General features: G+C 70.0%; 13 protein-coding genes and 1 pseudogene. 1 reads left to right on the top strand and 13 read right to left on the bottom strand.

Annotated features, from left to right (window positions below; all coding sequences use genetic code 11):
- Positions 1–118 precede the first annotated feature (118 nt).
- The 8 genes and pseudogenes from ACIO5E_RS13790 to ACIO5E_RS13755 form a co-directional block, all read right to left on the bottom strand.
- Positions 119–2,539: an RICIN domain-containing protein gene (locus ACIO5E_RS13790; protein ID WP_400666967.1), complete on the bottom strand. Its 2,421-nt coding sequence runs from the start codon at positions 2,537–2,539 to the stop codon at positions 119–121.
- A gap of 45 nt (positions 2,540–2,584) precedes the next feature.
- Positions 2,585–3,574, bottom strand: coding sequence for a LacI family DNA-binding transcriptional regulator (locus ACIO5E_RS13785; protein ID WP_400666965.1), 990 nt, complete (start codon positions 3,572–3,574; stop codon positions 2,585–2,587).
- Positions 3,575–3,650: 76 nt separating this feature from the next.
- Entirely contained in the window at positions 3,651–5,453 is a 1,803-nt protein-coding gene (locus ACIO5E_RS13780; protein ID WP_400666963.1) for a glycoside hydrolase family 36 protein, read from the bottom strand.
- A gap of 40 nt (positions 5,454–5,493) precedes the next feature.
- Positions 5,494–6,339, bottom strand: a complete 846-nt coding sequence (locus tag ACIO5E_RS13775; protein ID WP_400666961.1) for a carbohydrate ABC transporter permease — start codon at positions 6,337–6,339, stop codon at positions 5,494–5,496.
- Entirely contained in the window at positions 6,339–7,292 is a 954-nt protein-coding gene (locus ACIO5E_RS13770) for a carbohydrate ABC transporter permease (RefSeq protein ID WP_400666959.1), read from the bottom strand. The genes ACIO5E_RS13775 and ACIO5E_RS13770 overlap by 1 nt, the downstream gene beginning before the upstream one ends.
- Complete coding sequence (locus tag ACIO5E_RS13765) at positions 7,292–8,659, bottom strand: ABC transporter substrate-binding protein (protein ID WP_400666956.1); 1,368 nt, start codon at positions 8,657–8,659, stop codon at positions 7,292–7,294. The genes ACIO5E_RS13770 and ACIO5E_RS13765 overlap by 1 nt, the downstream gene beginning before the upstream one ends.
- 649 nt (positions 8,660–9,308) lie before the next feature.
- A pseudogene (locus tag ACIO5E_RS13760) lies at positions 9,309–9,473 on the bottom strand (pirin family protein); the annotation flags it as partial.
- 560 nt (positions 9,474–10,033) lie between these two features.
- Positions 10,034–13,117 (bottom strand): AAA domain-containing protein, encoded by a 3,084-nt coding sequence (locus ACIO5E_RS13755; protein ID WP_400666954.1) that lies wholly within the window; start codon positions 13,115–13,117, stop codon positions 10,034–10,036.
- A 200-nt stretch (positions 13,118–13,317) separates the two neighbouring features.
- Between ACIO5E_RS13755 and ACIO5E_RS13750 the strand changes: the two genes are divergently transcribed.
- Positions 13,318–14,973 (top strand): N-6 DNA methylase, encoded by a 1,656-nt coding sequence (locus ACIO5E_RS13750; RefSeq protein ID WP_400666952.1) that lies wholly within the window; start codon positions 13,318–13,320, stop codon positions 14,971–14,973.
- 9 nt (positions 14,974–14,982) lie between these two features.
- Here ACIO5E_RS13750 and ACIO5E_RS13745 read toward each other — a convergent pair whose 3' ends face one another.
- The 5 genes from ACIO5E_RS13745 to ACIO5E_RS13725 all read right to left on the bottom strand — a co-directional run bounded on the left by ACIO5E_RS13745 (position 14,983) and on the right by ACIO5E_RS13725 (position 21,982).
- Positions 14,983–17,118: a UvrD-helicase domain-containing protein gene (locus ACIO5E_RS13745; protein ID WP_400666950.1), complete on the bottom strand. Its 2,136-nt coding sequence runs from the start codon at positions 17,116–17,118 to the stop codon at positions 14,983–14,985.
- Between the two features lie 40 nt (positions 17,119–17,158).
- The gene (locus ACIO5E_RS13740) at positions 17,159–18,364 is read right to left on the bottom strand and encodes an McrC family protein (protein WP_400666948.1); all 1,206 of its coding nucleotides are present in this window, start codon (positions 18,362–18,364) and stop codon (positions 17,159–17,161) included.
- Positions 18,361–20,238, bottom strand: a complete 1,878-nt coding sequence (locus tag ACIO5E_RS13735; protein ID WP_400666946.1) for a DUF4357 domain-containing protein — start codon at positions 20,236–20,238, stop codon at positions 18,361–18,363. The genes ACIO5E_RS13740 and ACIO5E_RS13735 overlap by 4 nt, the downstream gene beginning before the upstream one ends.
- Positions 20,239–20,365: 127 nt before the next feature.
- Entirely contained in the window at positions 20,366–21,496 is a 1,131-nt protein-coding gene (locus tag ACIO5E_RS13730) for a hypothetical protein (protein WP_400666944.1), read from the bottom strand.
- A gap of 159 nt (positions 21,497–21,655) precedes the next feature.
- A complete protein-coding gene (locus ACIO5E_RS13725; RefSeq protein WP_400666942.1) occupies positions 21,656–21,982 on the bottom strand; it encodes a hypothetical protein in 327 nt (108 codons plus the stop codon).
- Positions 21,983–22,153: the final 171 nt, after the last annotated feature.

Genomic DNA, 22,153 nt, shown 5'->3' with positions numbered 1-22,153 from the left:
GGCCGATGTTCACCAGTCCGCATCGCGCAGGTCGGGGCCTATCGCGTCCAGCCCGCATGACGCCTGATGCCACCGGAGTCGGGCGGCGCCGAGGCGGCGGGACCGGCCCGCCCGGTGGTCAGCCGCTGACCTGAACCACCGCGCTCTGCCCGGCGGGCACGGTGACGGTGGCGTAGGTGTAGGCCGTGCCGTCGACGGTAACGGTCTGCACGGTCCGCGCGGCGCCGTTGACGGTGATACCGCTGTGGGTGCCGGTGAACCGCGCCGTCCAGGTGAGGCTGCCGGTGGCGGAGTTGTTGGTCAGCGTCGACTCGGCGGTGCCGTCGTGCCGCAGCGTCACGGTGTCCGGGCCGACCGGGATGGACGTGAGCTGGAGCCAGCCGATGTCACCGGGGAGCCGGGAGGTGGTCGTCAGGGCGTGCGGGCCGGCGTCGGGCTGGACTCCCATCAGACCCTGGACGGTCTGGCTGAGCAGGGTGAAGGGGATCTCCGGGTAGTCGCCGTTGAGGAAGCGGCCGCTGCTGTGCAGGGTGTTGACGTTGGTGTAGACGTTCTGCATCCACTTCCAACCGGTGGCGGCCCGGTTGTTGGCGAAGAACACGTCCGGGAGGTAGGTGGCGGCCTCGAGGTTGTCGGGCGCGCCGGAGCCGGACGCCTGGGCGTCGATCCAGTTGAGGTAGTCGCTGCGGCGGGTGCCCGGGTCCATGATGCCCTTGAGCGGTATGAACCAGGAGTTCTCCTTGCCCCAGTCGGTGTACCTGGTGCCGTTGACGTCGTAGGCGCGCACCACCTTGGCGGGATCGGCGGGGTCGACGCTCCAGGTGGAGTTGAAGTAACTCCTGAGCGTGGCAGCGGCATTGGTGTACGTGGCGGCCCTGGCGGTGTCGCCCTTGGCGGTGGCCAGCGCCGCGGCGGCCAGGTAGGCCTGGTACTGGGAGCCGATCGCGTCGCCGGCCTCGGCCAGGGTGGCGCCGTTCTCGTTGTAGCTGGCCACGCCCTGGAAGATGTCGCCGCTGGTGGCCTGGGCGACGGGGACGCCCCCGTTGTCGATCGGGCCGGTGTGCCCGGTGACGTAGGGCCCGACGGTGTTGGCGACGTAGCCGGACAGCGCCGGGTCGTCGAGGTAGTCGCTGTCCCCGGTCCAGGTGTAGGCCTCGTTGATCTTCTGGGCGAGTTCGAAGGGGGCCGGGAGCTCGCGGACGAAGGAGCTGGGGCCTCGGTAGTCGATCGAGGCCGGGGTCTTCGCATCGAAGTTGATCGCCCAGTAGGGCGTGTAGCCGCGGGCGGCGGTGGCCGAGGAGGCGAAGGCGCGGAGCATGGTCTTGTTGGCCGCGTCGAGGCCGAGCAGGTGCGCGCCGACCAGCTGGTGAGCGAAGTCGCGGGAGTAGAAGTCGGATCGGTGGGGGTAGCCCGCCCAGTAGGTGTTGCTGTAGATACCCTGGCCCGTTCCGCCGCTGTGGCCCTGGTCGGCGTTGATCGGGCCGGTGGCGCCGGGCTGGCTGGCGAAGGAGTTGGCCTTGGTCTTCGCCCAGTCGAACAGCGCCGTGACGGTGGCGTTGGAGGAGCTGATCTGCGGGTCGTTGGGGGCGGAGGGGGCGACCGCGACGTCGTCGACGTTGACCCATCCGCCGGGCGCGGAGCCGATGGCGAGGGTGACGGTGTCGCCGGCGTCGACGTGGACGCGCGCCACCGTGTACTTGGCGTAGGTGCTCTGCTGGGGGACGGCGACGGAGCCAGCACCGTTCCCGTTGACCTGCACGGTCAGGGTGCCGCCGCCCGCGCCCGAGGCGATCCAGGCGCTGAAGTCGTACGTGCCGCTCTGCGGGGCGGTGATGCTCTGGCTGACCCGGTAGCCGTTTCCGGCGTCCAGGTAGGCGAGGCCGCCGCCGCTGTGCGGGTTGTTGCCGGCGGTGCCGGCATGCGCGGTGAACGTCCAGCCCGCGGCGCCCTGCTCGAAGCCGGGGTTGGCGAAGACCAGCGGCTCGGCCCGGGTCAGGAGCCACGCCTGGCTGGTGCCGCCGTGGCAGGTGTCCTGCTGGATCTGCAGGTTCGAACTGGTGGAGCCGCCGGGCACGTCCACGCACAGCGCGTCGTTCTGCGGGTGGATGACGGTCGCGCCGCCGGAGGTGGCGAGCGTGAACCGCTCGTTGGCACCGCCGTTGCACGCGTACGCGATCAGCGGGGCCCCGGGGGATGTCGAGCCGCCCTGGACGTTCAGGCAGGAGGCCGGTGCCGACCGGTTCACGACGGTGTAGCCTCCGGTGCCGTCGGCCACCAGCTGCCAGCGCTGGTTGAGCAGCCCCTGGCAGGGCTGCTGGACGATCGGGGTGAGGGCGTCGGTGCCGGACCACTTTCCGCCGAGGCAGAGTCCGGTGGCGGCCGAGGTGAGGACGTAGCTCCCTCCGGGGGCCACGGAGTCGCCGGACGCGGCGTGGGCCGCTCCCGCGGGGGCGAGCGTGAGGGCGCTCAGGGCCAGGGAGAACAGGCCCAGGTGGGCCTGGGCGCGGCGGCGCGCGCCGGGAGACACGATGGGGGACAAAGGGGATCCTCCGACAGCGTTGTTGGAAGGCGGTCCCCGGCGGCCTCAGGTGGATGACCGCCGGTCATGAAGGGGGCCCGTCGTGCCGCGCACGACGACCTCGGGTTGGAACATCAGCTCGCCGACCGGGACCTGGTGCCCGGACAGCAGGCCGACCAGGCCGCGGGCGACCTCGGAGGCCAACCGGTCCACGGGCTGGCGCACGGTGGTGAGCGGCGGGTCGGTGAACTCCATGAGCGGGCCGTCGTCGTAGCCGATCACGGAGATGTCGCCGGGGACCGTCAGCCCCTGACGGCGGATGGCACGGATCGCGCCGAGTGCCATCTGGTCGCTGGCCGCGACGACGGCCGTGGCGCCCTGCGCGAGGAGCTGCTCGGCGGCGAACTGGCCGCCCTCGACCGAGTAGGTCTGATGGACCACCAGCTGTTCGTCCGGGCCGAGGCCGAGCGCCGTCATGGCGGCCTGGTAGCCGGCGACCCGGCGGTCGGCGGGGCGGTTGCCGGCCGGGCCGGCGGCCATGCCGATCCTGCGGTGGCCGAGCTGGTGGAGGTGGTGCACGGACAGCTCGGCCGCGTAGGCGTCGTCGGTGGAGTAGGCGACCGAAGAGCCGCCCTCGAAGCAGCCGTTGATGCACACATAGGGGACGGGGCGGTTCTCCAGCAGCTGGAGGACCTCGGGGTCGACGTTGTCCAGGGTGTTGCTGGCGGAGCAGAACACGATGCCGGTGGCGCCGAGGTCCAGCAGCGACTTGAGGAAGTCCCGTTCCTGCACGCCGCCCGGCAGGGCGGGGCAGACGACGGCGCGCAGTCCGTGCGGGGCCAGCGCCAGGCCGATCCGTTCGGCCAGGACGCCGAAGATCGGGATCGACAGCCCGGGCGTGATCACGCCGACGATGCCGCCCGCAGCGGTGCCGCGCTCGTAGCCGAGTTCCTCCATGGCCCGCTCGACCACCTGCCGGGTCTTCTGCGAAACGCCCGCCTTGCGGTTCAGCACGCGGCTGACCGTGGCGACGCTGACCCCGGCACGCTGGGCCACCTCGGTGATCCCTACCTTTTCGTGCTCCACTTACCTGCCCCCAATGCATTGATCGTTCTCGACGGCCGTAACTATGTCACTTGGCATCGTCGACGACCTGACAAAGCCCGCCGGCCGGGACGGGGACGGAGTGGAGGCCGGCGGGCAGGTCGAGGACCACCGGCCGCTGCGCCCGGCCGGCGGCGTCGTACCCCTCCAGACGGACCCGGCGCGCAGGGCCGGCCACCTCCAGCAGGAGGCGCCCCGCGGTCGAGGCGTTGACCAGGGTGAGGTCGCGCCACGGTCCGGCGGGCAGGGTGACCGGCCGGTCGGCGTAGCTGGTGATCACCCACCGGTCCGCGTGCCGGGCGACGATCTGCGGGTACAGCTCGTCGGGTCGGCCGGGCTCGTAGTGGCCGCCGGTGAGGACCGGGCTGAGCCGCTGCCAGGTGGCGAGCCAGAAGGCGAGGGTCTCGCGGTGGGAGCCGGAGAGCTCGGACAGTCGGGTGGAGATCTGCGGAACGGAGTGCAGGGCCCCGTGGATCTGCCGGGCCACGACCTCCGGGGGCCCCTGCGGGTCCCACATCAGCATGTCGGAGTGGACGGCGCCGCCGGGCGCGAGCATGGCGATGTCCAGCGTCCGGACCCGGTTGGCGACGGCGTCGGCCGGACAGTCGATGGCACGCAGCAGGTTGCCGAAGGCGGTCATGGCCGGGCCGGTGTAACGCTGGCGGAGCTCGATCACGAAGTCGTCGCCGCGCAGCTCCCGCAGCTCCTCCCGCAGCCCGGTCAGCAACAGGGCCATGGCTTCGCCGACATCGGACACGTAGCCGGGGCCGCTCTGTCCGGGGGCGGGTGCTCCGGCGTAGGCCACCGCCTCGTCCAGGAAGTCGATCTTCAGGCCGTCCAGGCCGTAGTTCTCGACCACATCCCGGCAGGTGCGCACGACGTGCTCGCGTACCTGCGCGTGCCTGGGGTCGAGGATGCGGCAGTCGAGGCGGTGGACGTGGTGGGGCGCCAGGCGAGCCCAGGTGCGGTGCGCCTCGGAGCGCTCGCCGAGCAGCAGCGGGGCGATCCATGCGACGTAGCGCAGGCCCGTCGCCCGGACCGCGCCCACGTGGGCGCGGAGGTCGGGGAACTTCGCCGGGTCGGCCTGCCAGTCGCCGCAGCCGGCGTAGCCACGGCCGTCACCGTGCAGTTGCCAGCCGTCGTCGAGGAAGAGCTGGCCGCAGCCGAGCTCGGCTGCGAGCACCGCCTCGCGCTCGATCTCGGCGGCGTTCACGTCCTGGGTGAAGGCGTACCAGGTCGAGTAGACCGGGGTGCGGCCGAAGTCGGGCGTGGGCAGGGGCGCGCCCCCGGGCAGGCCGGCGAACCAGGTCCTCAGCTCGCGCAGTGCGGCGGCCAGGGTCGTGCCCGGTTCGGCGAGCCGCAGCCGGAAGGACTCCCCCGGGCCGAGCGGGAAGCGCAGCCACACGCCGAAGCGCTTGTGCTCCTCGGAGACTCCGAACCGCACGGCGGTCTGCCGGACGGTGCGGTCCGCGGCGAACGCGAGCACGGCGTGTCCGGCGGTGTCGTACAGGCAGCCGGCCGGGGCCGAGTCCACGAGGGAGACCGAGCGCCAGGGTGACCAGTCCGCCGGCAGGGTGCGCTCCCAGTTGGCGTTCGGGTGCCAGAAGCCCGCGGCGTCCCCGAGCGGCACGTCGATGCGGAGTGTCACGTCGGTGGCGGTGGTGGCGGTGACCACGGCGGTGTCGCCGTCCGTCGGCTCCAGGACGGCGGTGTCCGGTGCGGCGTCGACGGTGATCCGGGCGTCGTGCAAGCGGAGTTGGCGCGTGCCGCTCCCCCACTGGTCCGGGGTGAAGGTGGGCAGTGTCGCGAGGTCGAGGTAGCCGGTCTCCACTGGAGGCCTCTCTGAAGTCGGTTCGGGGTCCGGAGGTCGGTCACTGCTTGACGGCCCCGGCGAGCATCCCGGAGACGAAGTGCTTCTGCAGGAAGAGGAAGAGGACGGCCATCGGCACCGCGGCCACGGCCGTGCCGGTGAGCAGTTGGCCGTAGTCGACGTCGGAGCTGCCGGTCAGGGCGGCCAGCGCGACCGGGACGGTGTACGAGGCGGGGTCGCGCAGCGCCACCAGCGGCCACAGGAAGTCGTTCCACTGGAACAGGAAGAGGAACATCGCCAGCGCCGCGAGGGCCGGGCGCATGGTCGGCAGCGCGACGCGGAAGAACAGGCGGAACTCGCCGCAGCCGTCGATCCGTCCGGCCTGGAGCAGTTCGTCCGGCAGGGACCGCATGGACTGGCGCATCAGGAAGATCCCGAACGGCAGGGCCAGGTTGGGCAGCAGGACGGCCTGGTAGGTGTTGAGCCAGTCCAGGTTCACCATCATCTTGAACAGCGGCACGATGGTCAGCTGGGTGGGCACCACCAGCGCGAGCAGCAGCAGGGAGAACAGCAGGCCCTGGCCGCGGAAGCGGTACTTGGCGAACCCGTAGCCGGCCAGCGTGCACACGATGCCACCGAGGACGGTGTAGGTCACGGACAGCAGCACGGAGTTGAGCACGACGCGGCCGAAGCCGACGGACTCCTCCAGGTGGGCGAGGTTGGTGCCGAGTTCGCCGCCGGGCAGCAGGTGGGGCGGGCGGCCGAAGATGTCGTGAGAGGTGTGCGTCGAGGCGATCACGAGCCAGTACAGGGGTGCGACGGTGAAGGCGAGCAGGGCGAGCATCGCTCCGGTGAGCAGCACTTGGCCGCGTCGGGACGCACGGAAGGCGGGGCTGGTGCCGGCCATCAGTCCTCTTCCTTGGCGAGCTTGGCCTGGACCAGGCCGAGCAGCGAGATGATCAGGACCAGCGCGTAGCCGATCGCGGACGCGTAGCCGAAGTCGAAGTACCGGAATCCGGTCTGGTACAGGTACACGCCGATCGTGGTCGTCGCGTTGTCAGGTCCGCCGCCGGTCATGATGAACGGCTCGTCGAACAGTTGGAGGGTGCCGATGGTGGACAGCACGACGGTCAGCAGCATGGCGGGCCGCAGTCCGGGCAGGGTGACATGCCAGAACCGGCGCCAGGCGCCTGCTCCGTCGACGGCGGCGGCCTCGTGGTGCTCGGCCGGGATCGTCTGCAGCCGGGCCAGATAGATGACGGCGTTGTAGCCGGTGTAGTGCCAGGTCAGGGCGAGCATGATCGAGACGCGGGCCCAGAACGGGTCGCTGAGCCAGTGCACCTCGGGCAGTCCGACCAACTGCAGAAGCCAGTTGACCGCGCCGGAGTCCTGGTTCAGCAGCGCGCCCATCATCAGGCCGTAGGTGACCAGGCCGGTCACCACGGGCAGGAAGAACCCGAGGCGGAACACCGGCTTCCAGCGCAACAGGACGGAGTTGAGCGCCACGGCGAGTCCGAGCGCGAGCGCGAGCATGACCGGCACCTGGGCCACCAGGATCAGCGCGGTGTTCCCCAGCGCCTTCCAGAACAGCGGGTCGTGGATCAGGCGGTCGTAGTTGCCCAGGCCGGTCCAGGTCTGCGCCACGCCGTCGGTCCGGTAGAGGCTGAGGACGAAGGACCAGACGACGGGGTAGAGCCGGAACGCCGCGAACAGCGCGAGGGCCGGGGCCACGAAGAGGTAGGGCGCGAGGCGGGCGCCGCGGCCGCCGCGCCCGGCCCGCCGTGGGGCCGGGGCGGTACCGGTCCGCGTGGGCGAGGGGCCGGCCCCGGGCGGAGCCGTCCGATCGAGTGCAGCGGTCATCACGCCTGCGCCCGCCGGGTCTGCTGGGCGAGCTGCTCTGCGGCGGACTTCAGCGCCGAGGCCGGGTCCGCGCCCTGGAGGAGCACCTTGGTCTGAGCGTCGTCGATGACCTTGAGCGCCCTGGCGTAGTCGGCGGTGTAGTTGGTCGCCACCGACGGCTTGGACAGCTCGTCCAGGAAGACCTCCGCGTACTTCTGTCCGCCGAAGTACGCGGCCTCGGTGTGGAACACCGGGTCGTCGTAGGCCTTGAGCAGGGCGGGGAAGATGCCCTTGTTCTTGTAGATCGCGACCTGCGACTCCGGCCGGGTCAGCGCGAACTCGGCGAAGGCGAATGCCGCCCGCTGGTTCTTGCTCGATCCGGCGACCGCCAGGTGCGTGGAGTTGACGATGGCCGAGCGTGACCCGCCCGGGGTGACGGCGGGCGGGAGCATCAGCTTCCAGTTCCCGCTCTGGTCGGCGGCCAGGGACTCCATGTACCCGCCGTACCAGGCCGGGTTGGGGCAGACCGCGACCTTTCCGGCCTTCACCGCGGAGTCGTAGCCCGGCGCGCCGGGCGAGCCCTGTACGTCGAGGATCAGGCCGGCGTCGTTCATCTCCTTGATGAGCGTCATCGCCCGGACCGCCTCCGGCGAGTTGAGGGTGATCTTCCCGTCCAGGTTGAAGTAGAAGGCACCCTGGAGCTGGAGCAGCAGTTGGAAGAGGTTGACCGAGTCGGCCTGGGAGGCGGACCGGTCCACCGCCAGCAGCGCGGTACCGGTGGCTTCCTTGACCTTCTTGCCGGCGGCGATGACGTCCTCCCAGGTCGCGAGCGTCGAGTCGTCGACGCCGGCCTTCCCGAAGAGGTCGGAACGGTAGTAGAAGCCGCTGGCGTTGGCCTCCCACGGCAGCGCGTAGACCTTGGAGTCGCGCGAAACGGTCTGCCACAGGCCCGGCGCGAACGACGTCGCGTACGTGTTGGCGCCGAGCTTGGAGATGTCGGCCAGGCCGCCGGGGAACTTCTCGATGTAGCTGGGCAGATAGTCGACGCCGATGTGGAGCACGTCGGCGAGCCCCTGCCCGCCGGCCGCCATCGAGATGGTGATCTTGTCCCAGATGGCCGGGTTGCCGATGTCCTGGACGGTCACCTTCACCTTCGGGTGGACGGCGTTGAAGCCCGGCACCAAGGCCTTCAACTCCGCTGCGGGGTTCTTCCAGCTCCAGACGGTGATCGACCCGGACAGTTCGCCGGAGGCCCCGCTCTCGCCGCCACCGGAGCTCGAACCCCCGCACGCGGCCAGGACCGAACTCCCGCCGGCTGCGACCGCCGCCGCGCCCAGTCCCTTCAGGAAACCGCGCCGGCTCGGCCCGCCCATGACTCTGCCACCCATCTCCGGGTCTTCCTCTCTCGATGCGCCACCGCGCCGCACTCCGGCGATCGCGTGCGTAGTCACGACTCCACCGTCACTGGCCGGGATCGCCGCGCCACTCCCCTGACGAGCGGCGGAAGCGAATGTAGTCAACGCATCCAGGAGTGAACAATAGTTTTCGTTCAGCTTTCGTCATGCATAGCGAAAATGTTGCAGAGATGCAGAGTGCCGGTCACCGACCGGGCACGGGACGCCACATGTCGTCACCGTCCTCCCCGAGCACCCTCCCGAGGGCAGCTGATCGCCCATCGGGGAACCCGGACCCCGCCAGGTGCCCCGAAGCAGCGCCCTGGCCGGACCGCAGACGAACGAGCGACGGGCCTGCGGCTGCCGCCAGGCCCCGGCCCGGTCGGCGTGGTCACTGCTGCTGTCGTCGCCACCATCGGTGGCCAGGAGGCGCAGCTCCATTGCGCCGGCGAGGTCGGCGTTCAGACCCTCGCCCGTCTCCAGCTCCGGGTCAGGGGCAGGCGGCCGCATCATCGACAGGGCCGCCGGGTTCGCCGGCACGGGCATCACGACCTGCCCCCACGCCCGACACCGCAGGCGGCGCCGGATCCTGCAGCCGGGCCAGCAACCTTGCACGTACCCCCGCGGCCAGCATTACCACAGGTCAGCGCACCCTTCCTCGCGCCTTCAGTGGCGTGGTGGGGAGATCGGGGGCGGGCAGGCGGGCGCCGTCGTAGCCGTGGACGTCACCGAAGCGGGAGGTGGCCATCCAGTCGTCGCGCGCCTGGGTGATCTCCTCACCGGTGCGCCCGATGAAGTTCCACCACATACCACGCGCTCCACGGTTCTTCCCAGGTCAGGGGCCTGGTGGACCATCCGCGGTCAGCACAGCGTCAGCATGAGGCAGGACTGCGACGGTGATCAACAACTGTCACGCTTCGGACGCCGCCTGGTGGATCCCTGTGATCGTCACTGCGTCGTCGAAGCCGCACACTGGGTCAGACCATGAGCAGTCAATGCGGGCGACACTGGGCGATACTGCACGAGGTCCGGCGCGGCGCCCTGCTTCCAGCCCATCACTGGCGCAGACCTCGGCCCCATCCAGCGCCCGGCACCGGCGCTCCACCGGCCGGTTGAAGGCAGCAACTCGTCGACTCGGTCGCAAAAGCCATGTCTCGCCGCGCCGATGGGCTACAACCTGCTCATACACGCGGCCGACAGGTTCACCCTCGCCATCCCGCCTCCCCCTCCGCACCGTACCCCGGCGATGACGCCAGCATCGCCTGAAGCGCACTACGGCTCCGCAATTGACATGACGTCGCTCTGGGCGGCTGCCAGCAGGAGCCGCCCACCGCTGCCGGAACACAGCTGGACACGCGCGTCCTCTTCTCACGGCAGCCAGCGGGCGGCCTGCTCCCGGGCCACCCGCGCGGCGTCGACGTACCAGAGCCCGTTCGGCTTGTCCCAACGGGCTTTGAGGAGAGCCTTGGCCTCATCCTTCTCCCCGTACGGGACGTTGAGGTAGAGCCGCCCGTCGATGACGTCCCCGGGGCGGATTCCCGCCGTCCCAGTCGCGCCGCGATCAGCAGGCCGGGCTGCGGCAGGCCTCACGCTGCCGGCAGCCTCCCCGGCGGCCCGCGGGTTCCACGCAGCCCGCTCCTTACGGGCCCGGTCGATGACTCGGCTGACCCGCTCACAGGATGCGGGGTCGGTGAAACGCATCATCAGGTCGGTCGGGCCGCTGCTCGCGAACAGGTTGAGCGAGCCGTGCCAGAGCACGGTGCTGTCGAGGATGAGCACCTTCTCGTGCATCCGCTCGCGGAAGCTCACCTCGCAGCCGGCCGCCCTGAGCATGTCGATCTGCCGTTGATGGCGGGCTGCTCCGGTCGCTTCCCGCTGTTCCTCGGGCGACCGGGTGTGGACGACCACCCGTACACCGTCGGCCACGCGGTTACCGAGCAGTCCCGACCAACGGCGCACCGGCTGCGGATCCAGGAAGGCGCAATAGACCTCGATGCTGGCCTGGGCCCGGGCGATGTCCCACTCCACAGCCTTCTGCACCTCGTCAGCGGGGAAGAAGGCCGGACGTGCCAGCTCCTCTTCGGACAGAACCGACAGCTGAGCGGCATCGCGCGTCGGGATCAGCTGATCGGCCGAGATCACCTGCGCGTGGCTCTCCAGGTGGTCGAGCATGGCGCGGGCTTCGCTGTGCACGCTGAGGTGCTTCCGCAGATGCTCGACGTCGGCGACGACGACGAGGTGGTCCTGGGCCCTGCTGAGCGCAACGTTCAGCAGGCGACAGGTCTGCGAGGAAAGGCCGGTTCCGGCGTAGAAGATGCCGGGGTCCTTTCCGGCACCGACGGCGGTGTCGAAGACGACGATCGGGCGCTGACTGCCCTGGAATCGGTGGATCGTGTCCACCAGGCCTTCGTAGTCCTCTCCGAACCGGTACTTCAGGCTTCCCTTGAGCGCCTTGACCTGCGCGCGGTAGGGCGCGATGACCGCCAGCCGGTCGGTCGCTCGCTCGCCCACTCCGATCTCGGCACTCCCCCACTTGCGGCCAGGAAGCACCCCCTCGTACTGGAGGCCGCGGACGAGCTCGTGCACGACAGCCTCGTTCACGGTGTTGGCCCGGTAGTCGGGGCCCGGGATGCGCTGTCCGGAAGTGTCGACGAGGATCACAGGGACATCGATCAGCGGGTTGGCCGGGATCCGGCTGCTGTCGGCACGGCCGGTGGCGAGCGGCGCGTCAGGATAGGCGACGGCGTTGACCAGCCGGCAGATCGGCTCGCGCATGCGGTACTGGGTGTCCAGTGCCACCAGGCGGGGGTCCTGGCGCACAGATCCCTCCTCGCTCACCAGGCCGGCGGCGTGGAAGGCGTCACGGGCGGCCCAGTACCGAGAGTGACTACGTTCGTCCTCCGTGGCCTTCCGATCGCCGTCCCCCTTGGTGACCGCAGGCAGCTGCCGGAAGTCACCCGCAACGACGATTCGCTTGCCGGCTAGGCTGGCGGCCAGCCAGGCCGACGGCAGGTCCACCATGCCCGCCTCGTCGACCACCACGACGTCCACCCGGTCGAGCAGCTTGCGCGACTGGACCGCCTTGGCCACTGTGGCCCCCATGACCCGGCACCGAGACCGTACGGTCTGCTTGATACGGGAGAGCTGCCGGTCGAGATCCTGGATGCGCTCCTGCAAGGTGCCGGCCTCGTGGACGAGCGTCGCGTACGCGGGAAGACCGACGAGTCGGGGTCGGAGGCCCGCGAGGCTTCCGCTCGTCGCGCTGATCCGGGCAGCCAGTTCCTCCGCCTGCTTCCGGGCAGCCGCTCCGACGTACTGAGAGGTGAAGGCAGCCTCGGTGGCCTGGGCGAGTTCCTCCCGCAGTGCAGCGAGCCGCTGCTCCTTTCGCCCGGCGAAGAAACCCTTCGCCTCCCCCGCCTCGCTGATGGCCAGCCGCAGCCGGGCCGCTTCTGCCTCCGCCCGCAGGGCGTCCCGTTCCACGGTTCCGGTGGAGTCGGCCGCGTTCTGGTGGGCCTTCCGGTCGTCGGCGAGACGCTGCTCCAGCTCCCGGACTTCGTCATACAAAGCAACGCCGGCACGGGCACGCTGCAGGGCCTCCCGCGCCGTCCGTACCGCCTCATCCAGCTGCGCCGAGACCCGACCAGCGATCCGGGCGGGGTCAACGAAGTCTCCGTACCGCTCGCGCAGCGATGACAGTTCGATCTCCCCGGCACGCTGGACGAGGCCCTCGGTGAAACCCGGCTCGGCCTTCAGGAGGTCGCAGATCCGCTCCAGGGCCTGGTCGACGGCGACCTTGGTCGGTGCCAGGAACAGGACATTGTGCCCCTGCCGGACGTTGCCCTCCACGATGTGCCCGACGACATCGGTCTTCCCCGTGCCTGGCGGACCCCAGAGGAACAGCGCCTCGCTCGCGAGAGCCTGGGCGACGGCGGTCCGCTGACGCGGGTTGAGCTTCAGTCCGTGCCAGCCCGCTACCCACCGTTCGGGATCCGCTACCCGGCCCACCGCCGGTGCTCCCTGTCCGACGATCCACCCGGCGCTCTCGACCCGGATGCCGCCGTCGTCCGTACCTGCGGCCTCCAGGCGTTCGGCGAGCACCAGCAAGCCTGCCGAATCGTCTTTCCGCACCTGCACGTTGCGAGCCCCGGACGGCAGGCTCTCGGCCACCACCAGTCGGACCTGTCCGTCCGGCATCGGGGACGCCTCGCCGGGGATCCAGGCACCGCGCGCCTGCGAGGGGCGCACGAGGACGGGGCTGCCATCGAAGGAGCCCGGCCACCGGCGGCAACCGAAGAGGTACTCGTAACGGCCCTCCGACACGGACACCGGCCGCCCGTCCGAGAGCGCTGCCTTCTCCGCCTCTTTCGCGTCGTCGCGGCGTTCCGCCCGGATCTCTGCCTGCACGGCGGCCAGTAGCTCGGAAACCGGATAGGGCTGCTCGACCTGCGTCATACGTGTGCGCTCCCCCGCGGCGTGTGCATAGTGCTTCGCCCACTGTACGGAGTGCGACCGACACCCGGACCCAATTCCGTCAAGCGCCGCCTTGAAGCACTCCGATCATGTGCGCAAACGGGACTCCGACTGAAGGCATGTGTACGCCGCCAACACGCATGACCTTTCCGAAAGACAGCCAAGCCGTGTACGGTGGCCGGATGAAGGACGACACTCGCCCCGCCCCCGATCCGCTGATCACCGGTGCCGAGATCGCCCGGCTGGCCGGCGTCACACGGGCCGCGGTTTCCAACTGGCGGCGCCGCTACAACGACTTTCCGGCACCGGCCGGGGGCGGACCGACCAGTCCTCTCTTCAAGCTCACCGACGTAAACGCCTGGCTGGCGAAACAACGCAAGGGACACGACGTGTCCGACGAGGTGCGACTGTGGCAATCCCTGCGCGGCGAGTTCGGCGACGACATCGTCCAGGGGCTGGTGGCGGTCGCCAGGCTGCTCACGGACGGTACACAGGCACCTCGCCTCGGCCCGGAGATCTCCCGGCAGGCCCTCGACATCGCGCAGGACACTTCCGGAGCCGAGCTGATCGACGCCCTCACGGAGCGCTTCCTCGACCTCACCCGCCGGGCCGGCTCCGAGCAGATGTCCTCCCCACGGATCGTCCGGGCGGTGCGGCACTTCGCCGGCCCGGTCTCGGACACCGCGACCATCCTGGACCCGGCTTGCGGAATCGGCACTCTGCTCTTCTCCGCCGGCCCGGCGGTCGGCCCGGCCCGGTACGGTCAGGAGATCGACGCCTCGACGGCCGAGTTCGCCCGGCTCCGCGCAGGGCTGAGCGGACGTACGCACACCGAGATCCGGGCAGGAGACTCGCTGCGCAACGACAAGTGGCCGGGGCTCAAGGCGGACCTCGTCGTCTGTGATCCGCCGGTGGCCTCGCCCGACTGGGGGCGTGAAGACCTCCTCCTCGACGCGCGCTGGGAACTCGGCACACCCTCACGTGCCGAGAGCGAGCTCGCCTGGCTCCAGCACGCGTACGCCCACACGGCTCCCGGCGGCAGGACCGTCATGGTGATGCCGGCCTCCGTCGCCTATCGGAAGGCCGGCCGTCGCATCCGCGCGGAACTCGTCCGTCGGGGCATCCTGACCCAGGTCGTGGCCCTGCCCGCCGGAAGCGCGACCGCACACACCCTTCCTGTCCACCTGTGGGTCCTCGTCCGCCCCGACGGTCACGCCGCCCGAACGGTGCGCATGGTGGACCTCACAGCCAACGCGCCGGACGGGCCCCTCTCCCCCGAACCCGGCCAGGTCGTCGACGTCCCCCTCATCGACCTGCTGGACGACACCGTAGATCTCACCCCAGCCACCCACATCGGCAGCGTCAACCGAGACCACCTCGTCGAATACACGGCTCTCCGCGACCAGTTGCAGGAACAACTCCACGCCCTGGACGCCCTGCTGCCCCGACTCGCCCCGGGAGGCGGACCGGGCACGCTCGACACCGCATCGGTCAGCGTCGCCGACCTCGCTCGCGCCGGACTCGTCGAGTACGCCGCGGGCGAGCCGGTCTCCGTCAGCGAACACCTGGACACCGACTATCTGCACGGGTTCCTGGTCAGCCCTGCCAACAAGCGCCGTTCCACCAGCAGCAGCGGCACTTTCCGCACCGACACCCGCGGCTCCCGCATCCCCCAGATGGGAATCGAGGCCCAACGCCAATACGGCGCAGCCTTCCGCGCGCTTGAGGAGGTCGAAGCGTGCACCCGCCGACTCGCGCAGCTCAGTCAGCAGGCGACCGACCTCGCTCGTGAGGGCCTCACGAACGGTGCTCTGAACCCTTCCGCCGAGGACGACTGACCCCCTCCTTCAGCCCAACGAGGGCAGGAAGACACTCGGAGACCCACTCCACGAGACGGCGAGTGCCTCCCTCGCGCGGGTGCAGGCCACGAAGAGCAGACACCGCTCGCGCAGCATGTCCGTCTCGTGCTGCGACTCGTCCACCTCTACCGGGGTGATCTCCCGTGCGAACGGCACGGCGCTCGCACTCACCCCGAGGACTGCCACCGCGCGGAACTCAAGTCCCTTCATGGCGTGCATGGTGGCCAGCCGCACACCGTCGGTGTCCGGCGCCGGACCGTCCTTGACCCGCACCACGGGCACACCAGCAGCGGCCAGCCTGTCGTAGGCCTTGTCGAGCAACACGTTGAAGCGGCTGGAGACACCGATGTCAGCCGAACGGATTCCCTGGGCTGTCCACCTCTCGACCCGCTGCACGAGCGCGGCAACCTCCGCTTGCTCGGAGCCGTGGCCCTCCACATGAGGCCTGCGGCCGTGGAGCAGCGAGCGATATCCCGCGAGACTGTCCGCGCCCTCGCCGCCCAGGTCCTCGACCGCGGCGGAGCCGATGATCCCGGTCGACCAGGCGAGGATCTCCTCCGTGCTGCGGTAGTTGATGCGCAGCCGGCTGGTGCGGCCCTTCACCTGGATCCCCAGCGAGCCCAGCGACACCCGCGAGTCGTAGATCCGCTGGTGCGGGTCACCGGTGATGAACAAGTCGTCCGGGCCGGATGCGACAGCCGCCCGCAGCACCCGCCACTGTGCAGGGTGGAGGTCCTGCGCCTCGTCGACGACGACGTGGTCGTAGCGCGCCGCCGCGCCGTCGAGCGCCCGGGCCGCCTGCGCGCAGACCTGGAGGTGTGTGACCGAGCCCCGCGCCTTCAGCGTGGCCTCGAAGAGCTCGATGGCCGGCCACAGCAGCTTGCGTCTCCCCGTCAGCAGCGACCTGCCGCGCCCCGGACGGTCGGAGGCGAGGTAGTCGTCGAGGGTGCGCAGGTCGTGGGCCAGGACCACGTGCCGGTACTCCTGCGCCAGGAACTGCTCGGTCCACGGGAGGTCCAGCCGCTTGCTGATCCGTTGCCAGACGAGCCGCTCCTCCTGGTCCCCGATGATCGCGGGCACGCGTCCCACGTGCTCGGTGAGCGTTCGGTGCGCGAGGGCGTTCACCGTCGTGACATCCACCCGGGCGAGCTGCTCGTCGTCGCCGTCGAGGAGCAGGGCCAGGTTCTCCCGCAGGGTCGCGGCCAGCGCATTGGTGTAGGTCGTGAGCAGGACGCGCGTGTCGGGCGACCTGGACAGCAGGTGCTTGACTCGGTGCAGGGCCACGACCGTCTTGCCCGTGCCGGGGCCCCCGGTGACCTGGACGGGGCCGCGGTAGGAAGCCCGATAGGCGACCCGTCGCTGCGAGGGGTGCAGGAAGACCCGCCACGCGGCGAACGGCTTCTCTAGGATGTCGGCCAGCTCGCCGGGGCCGGAGACGAGGGTGATGCGGCTGGCGGTGTTGGCGATGGCCGCGGCCAGACTCTGTTCGGACTCCGGGACGGGGGCCGCCGCGCGCCGTTCGACCACGACGTCCCGGTACACCTCCTCCGGCGTGTAACCCTCCACCAGGAACTGCAGGACCTCGAACTGGTCCTCGGGCAACAGCGTCCCGAACGCCTCCAGCTGCGGCCGGTCGACCACGGTCCGCACCGCCCGCAGTACCTGGTCGTCGATGCCGAGGTCCCGCAGCACCGTGTCGGAGTGCTCTGCGAACAGCAGCGTCGGCGCGGTCGTCGCCGCCTTCTCAAGAGCCGGGGTCAGCTGCTCGATGGCGACGACGTTGCGGACCTCCAGGGCGCGAGTGGCCGTGTTGACGGTGTAGAGCCGCTTGGCCGCCCAGGTGTACGCGTCGTCGTGCGGAACGACGTTGATGAGCAGGAAGACGTCACTGCCGTCGTCGGGGGCGAGAACGACGCCGCGCCAGAAGTCGCTGATCCTGATCGTGCGCATCCGCGGATCGCGCGCCTTGTCCACGGACTCCAGGTGCAGGCCCTTGTCCGCGTGCAGCTCGGGCACGGTGAGCTGCTGGAACTTCTGCATCGCCTTCCGGACGCCGGCCTTGACGGGCTTCTCCAGGACGTCGTAGCTCTCCCAGAAGCTGTTCGCGAACGCGAGCTGCGGCACCGACGGACTCCCTACCCCCTGGCGGCTGTTCCGATCGTGATCATACCGTCGCCCCCGGGGTCATCTGCCAGGCCAGGGAACGGATTTCACCGAGAAGATCGGCCGGCCCCCGGTCGAGATCCAGCGCGTGCTGGTGGATGACGATGCCCGCGTGCCGCACTCGATGGGCGGCGTGCGGGGCGTTGCCCTTGGCGTAGACGAGGTGCCCGTCCGGCAGGCCGAGGGCGGTGCAGTAGGCCAGCATCTGGTAGAGGTCGCCGTCCGGGAAGCCGCCGGACTTCTCGGCCTTGTACTTGGCGTCGGCCACGGCCTGCGGTGCCCCCTCCGAGCCGTACAGGACGAAGTCGGGCTTCATGCGGATCTCACCGGCCTCGTCGAGGTGGTGTGGGTCCTGGAGCCGGCAGGTGCGGTCCGTGCCCCGGAACGCCTCGCGCAGGGCGACCGTCACGAAGTCCTCGAAGAGCTTGTTCATGTTGAACAGGAAGCCGTCCATGCGCAGTTCGCCGGCGGTGTGCTCGGGTGACGAATCGCCGAGGACAGCACGGGCGAGATGGAGCGCGTGGTGGTAGCGGGCGTTGAGGCGGGTGGCGTGCCAGACGGGAAGGTCCTGGCCGCGCACCAGCGGGGTGACGTCGGCGAGGCGCACCCGCTGGTGCAGCAGGCGGCGGCGCACGTCCTGGGGTACGCCGGGCAGGCGGAGCAAGCGTTCGACCGCGGCGCGCAGGAGGCGGTTCTCCGCGATGTCGGTGGTGAACTCGTCGTACGCGATCTCCACGGGCAGGGCGGCGCCGAACCGGCGACGTATCTGCTCGGCCTCACGGATCCGGCCTCGGACTACAAGGGCGCTGTCCTCGACCGTGCGGTAGCCCTGGAGGAGGCCCTGTCGCAGCGCCCGGTCCACCTGACGCTCCACGGCGTGAGCGAGGGCCGGCAGGAGTTCGTCGTGGTCGCCGACCTCGACGTCCCCGTCCCGCCAGCCGCGCGGGTCGAGGCTGTAGCCGATCAGGAAGAAGAGGCGGGCGATCGGCACCTTGGGAGTGATCCGCAGGGCGACGGAATCGCCGCCCGGGACCGCCAGGCTCACCGCGCCGACCTTGCTGCCGGCCCGCAGTGTCCAGTGGCCCGTCCGGTACGGATCGGGGGCGGCCGTATCGAGGATGCGGGAGGCGGCAATGGCCCGGCCGGCGGCGTCCGGGAGCGGAACGGACACCGCTTGGGCGTGCTCGGTCAGGTGGACGACGGTCACGACTCTGCGCCGGGCTCGGGCTGGTCCTCCCAGACGATGTCGCCGGGCTGCATGACGAACCTTGAGCGCTTCGAGGCCACTTCGGCTTGCAGCGCGTCGAGGCCGTAGCGCTTCTCGATGTCGACGCCCTCGCCGTAGTGGTGCTCCTCCAGCAAGGGAAGAATCTTGGTCCGCCAGGTGCGGTCCAGCCCGCCATCGCGATAGACACCCGACTTCATCAGGTACGAGGGCCCGATCCGGAAGTCCGCGTCGTCGATTCGGGCGTTGAGCGCGTCCAGCAAATCGGCCGGTTCGTCGTCGCGCTCCTGCGCCGCGAGCCAGCGCCGCAGCAGACCGCTGGTCGGCTCCGTCCGCGGCGACAGCTCGACGAACGCGAACCGCCGCCGCATCGCCGCGTCGACCAGGGCGATGGAACGGTCGGCGGTGTTCATGGTCCCGATGATGAAGAGGTTCGGCGGGAGGGCGAAGTCGTCACCGGAGTAGGTGAGCCGGACGGCCTTGTTGCGGTACTCCAGGAGGAAGTAGAGCTCCCCGAAGACCTTCGCCAGGTTGGCCCGGTTGATCTCGTCGATGATCAGGAAGTGCGGCACGTGCCGGTTGCCCTCGCGGGAAGCGAGGTCCGCGAGTTCGCGAAGCGGGCCGGCGGTGAGACGGAAGGCGACCTCGCGGGTCTCCGGGTCCTCCTTGGGACGGAAGCCCTCGAAGAAGTCCTCGTAGGCGTATGAGGGGTGGAACTGGACGAGCTTGACCTGCTCGGGGCCGCCGCCCAGGAACTCCGCGAGCTTCTGCGCGAGATAGGTCTTGCCCGTGCCGGGCGGCCCGTAGAGCACCAACTGACGCTCGTCCCAGAGGAGATCGTGGACCTCCTGGAGCCACTCCACGTCGTGGACGAGCAGTTCCTCGGCAAGCTCGGGGGTCGGCTCGGGCAGTGCCAGTTCGCGCCGGGCGATGAGGATCTCCGTACTCGGGTCGCGCTCTATGGCCTCGGCTTCCTCCTCCAGCTCCTGGTCGCTCACCCCGAGCCCCTTGATCAGGGCCTGCACGGAGGTAAGGTCGACGACGTCGTGCTGCACGGAGAGCTTCTGCTGGAGCTCCTCGGGCAGGTCGGAGTACGCGTACCCCTCGCTCTGCCACTCGACGGGCCGGCGCAGGTTGGACCGGTCATCGTCCGAGGCCGTCTGCTCCGCCGGTCCGGTCACCTCGCCCACGTAGAGCCGGCCACCGGAGATGGTGCACACAGTGTCGCCGGGCTTGATCCGGGAGAGGAAGGCGTGCAGCGCCTCGACGAGATCCTGCTTCTGGCTGTACGTCGCTGTGGACTCGTAGTCCTCCTGGACGAACGCGCGCAGCTGCTCCTTGCTCGTGCCCTGCCCGACGCCCTGCCGCAGCCGGGACGCCGCGAGGGTGACCAGGCCCTCCGGCAGCCAGAGCCGCTGGACGAGGTCGAGGCCGGAGACGTTGGAGCCGCGAACCAGCCAGGCGCGATTGGGGCCGACCCAGACGCCCGGCATGAACTCCGACAGCGGCCTGTCGTCCTCCGTCCGCCACCGCGACCACCCGTTGGCCGCGCGGCCCATCAGGATCTCGGCGGCGGCGGACGGCGAGCCACACTCCACGTCCTCGACCAGTTCAAGGTGCCCAGGCCAGCGTTCGGAGGGCCGCAGCTTCCCGTCGTTGATCAGCTGTGTCCGAAGGCGATTCGAGGACACGTTCCGAACCGAGAAGGATGGAACCACTTTTCCCCGGGCCGGCGCCCCCGCGTACACCAGGAACTTCTGACTCCCGTTACTGCCCTTCTCCGATAGCAGCCGCCCCCGCGCCACAGGCCCGCCGTTGGGCAAACGCAGCCGAAACTCCTGGTACTCGTCCTGCACGGACCGCTCCCACCCCTCGTTCTCAGAGATCCTGCACGCACAATAGGCCCTGCCTCTGACAAACAGGCCTGTGGGCCAGGAGGCCGGACGACTTCCGCCCTCACCACGGCTGGCCGCCCAGCAGGCCTCACGCCGGGCTCCAGCTCGACTTGTCGAGGATGACCTCCCTGGCGAGGTCGTTGCAGGAGTGGAGACCGCGCCCCTCGGGATCGACCGTGAAGATGAAGGCCTTCGCCTGGTCCGCGAAGGCGCAAGCAGGCTTCGTGGCAGAGCTCTCCGACAGCACCATCAGACGTCGGCCTTGCACAGCGGCCGCGCCGTAAAGCCGCTGCACGTCCCCGAGGCCCATGCTCTTCGAACGGTTCCACCACTCGATGTGGAAGGTTCCCGACTCAAGTCGGCTGCACGTGTCGTCCGGTACGACGTCCGCGAATCCCCGCCGGGCCAACTCCCGTGCCGCGCCTTCGACCAGCACCGAACGCGCTGGCCTGTCGGTCGCCTGCGACCGCTGCTCGGGCAGGCCGTCCCGGCTGAGGGCCCGGTCCTCCCCGGTGACCACACGGGGCAGGCGGACCAGATCCGCAATGAGTTCTGCCAACTTCGCCCGGTCAACGCGGTCGGGCTCCACCCCCGGAACGACTGACGGCTCACCGAACAGGAGACCGCCCAGGTCGAGCGGCTGCCAGACCCCTCCCCCGTCGGCCCGGACGCTGGCACTCCACCCCGACAACGGCTTGCGGGACACCCTAATCAAGCACCCCAGGCCCTGGACGACGACGAAGTCCCCCTGGTCACTCCCGAAGTACTCGGCCTTGGTGCCACGGTCAGCCTCCACCGCGCGACACCTGTTCTGCGCCACGGCCATGAGCACGTCCGCTCCGTGGGTCGCCAGGTCGTCCGCGAGCGCCACGATCTCTCCGATCGCGGGCTCATCCCACCTCCACGGGGTCTGCTCTTCCTCGCTTTCGAGCTCGGCCACGGCCCGGGCATGGAGAGCGTCTACGAGGACGTCCATGTCCGTGGTGCCGTACCAGATGCGAGGCGGCTCGGAGACCTTCGGACCCACGACCGCCCAGACCGGGGTGTAGTCGTACGGCTTGGCGAAACGCATCTGGGCGAGGACTACGGAACGCCCCCCGTTCAACGGCACCGACAGGTGCGGCGTCGGCGATTGCGGCACCTGAAGACGCTCAGCGAGATCGGGATGGCGCGTGCGGAACCTCCTGCCGAGCGCCTCGTACATGAGGAGATTCCCCATCGCTGCAAGCATGTCACTCGAAGGGAATCCCACAGCGGACCCGCTTTCCTGGTGTATCGTCAACCACGCCCTGCCGCACCGGATGCTATCGCCACCCACCGACAACGACGGTCGCGGCAGCAAGCCCTGACGGACCAGCGACGTCGCGCACTGGCAAGCTCAGGCGGCTTCACCCCGGTCGAGTACGGCGACACCTGGCTGCGCGAGCCAGACCAGCCGCGCGGCGATCCCGGGACGCCGGGCGAAATGGCGCACGGCACGCTCGGGCGACGCGAGAGTCATCCACGTTCGCCCATCGATACCGAAGACGCGTGTCGGCCCGTTGCTGTCGAGGAACCCCCAGGCCACGACCCACCCGTCGGAGTCCTCACGACCGTCGCCACACACCTGGACCACGGCGAACAGCCTGGGCGCGGTGTCGAGCACGAGCCCGCACAGCTCCTGGTCGAACAGCGAGCGAGGGTTTTGCGAGGGCGCAGCAGCCATGGAAGTCTCCTATCCAAAGGAGAGTTGGACGCCGCACCACCCCAGGTAGCGTGCTGTCCTGACGCTCAATCAAAGGTAGCCATTCGGTGGTATGTAGTCCATTGCCCTGGGGGATCCATTCCACTACCACTCCACCGAGTGAGGGGCGTCGGCCACAGCGGGCGAAGGGAA

The sequence above is a fragment of the Kitasatospora sp. NPDC087314 genome (genome assembly GCF_044744365.1).
Lineage (GTDB): Bacteria > Actinomycetota > Actinomycetes > Streptomycetales > Streptomycetaceae > Kitasatospora.
The sequence above is the reverse complement of the archived record's forward strand: the minus strand, read 5'-3'. Positions and strand labels throughout refer to the sequence as shown.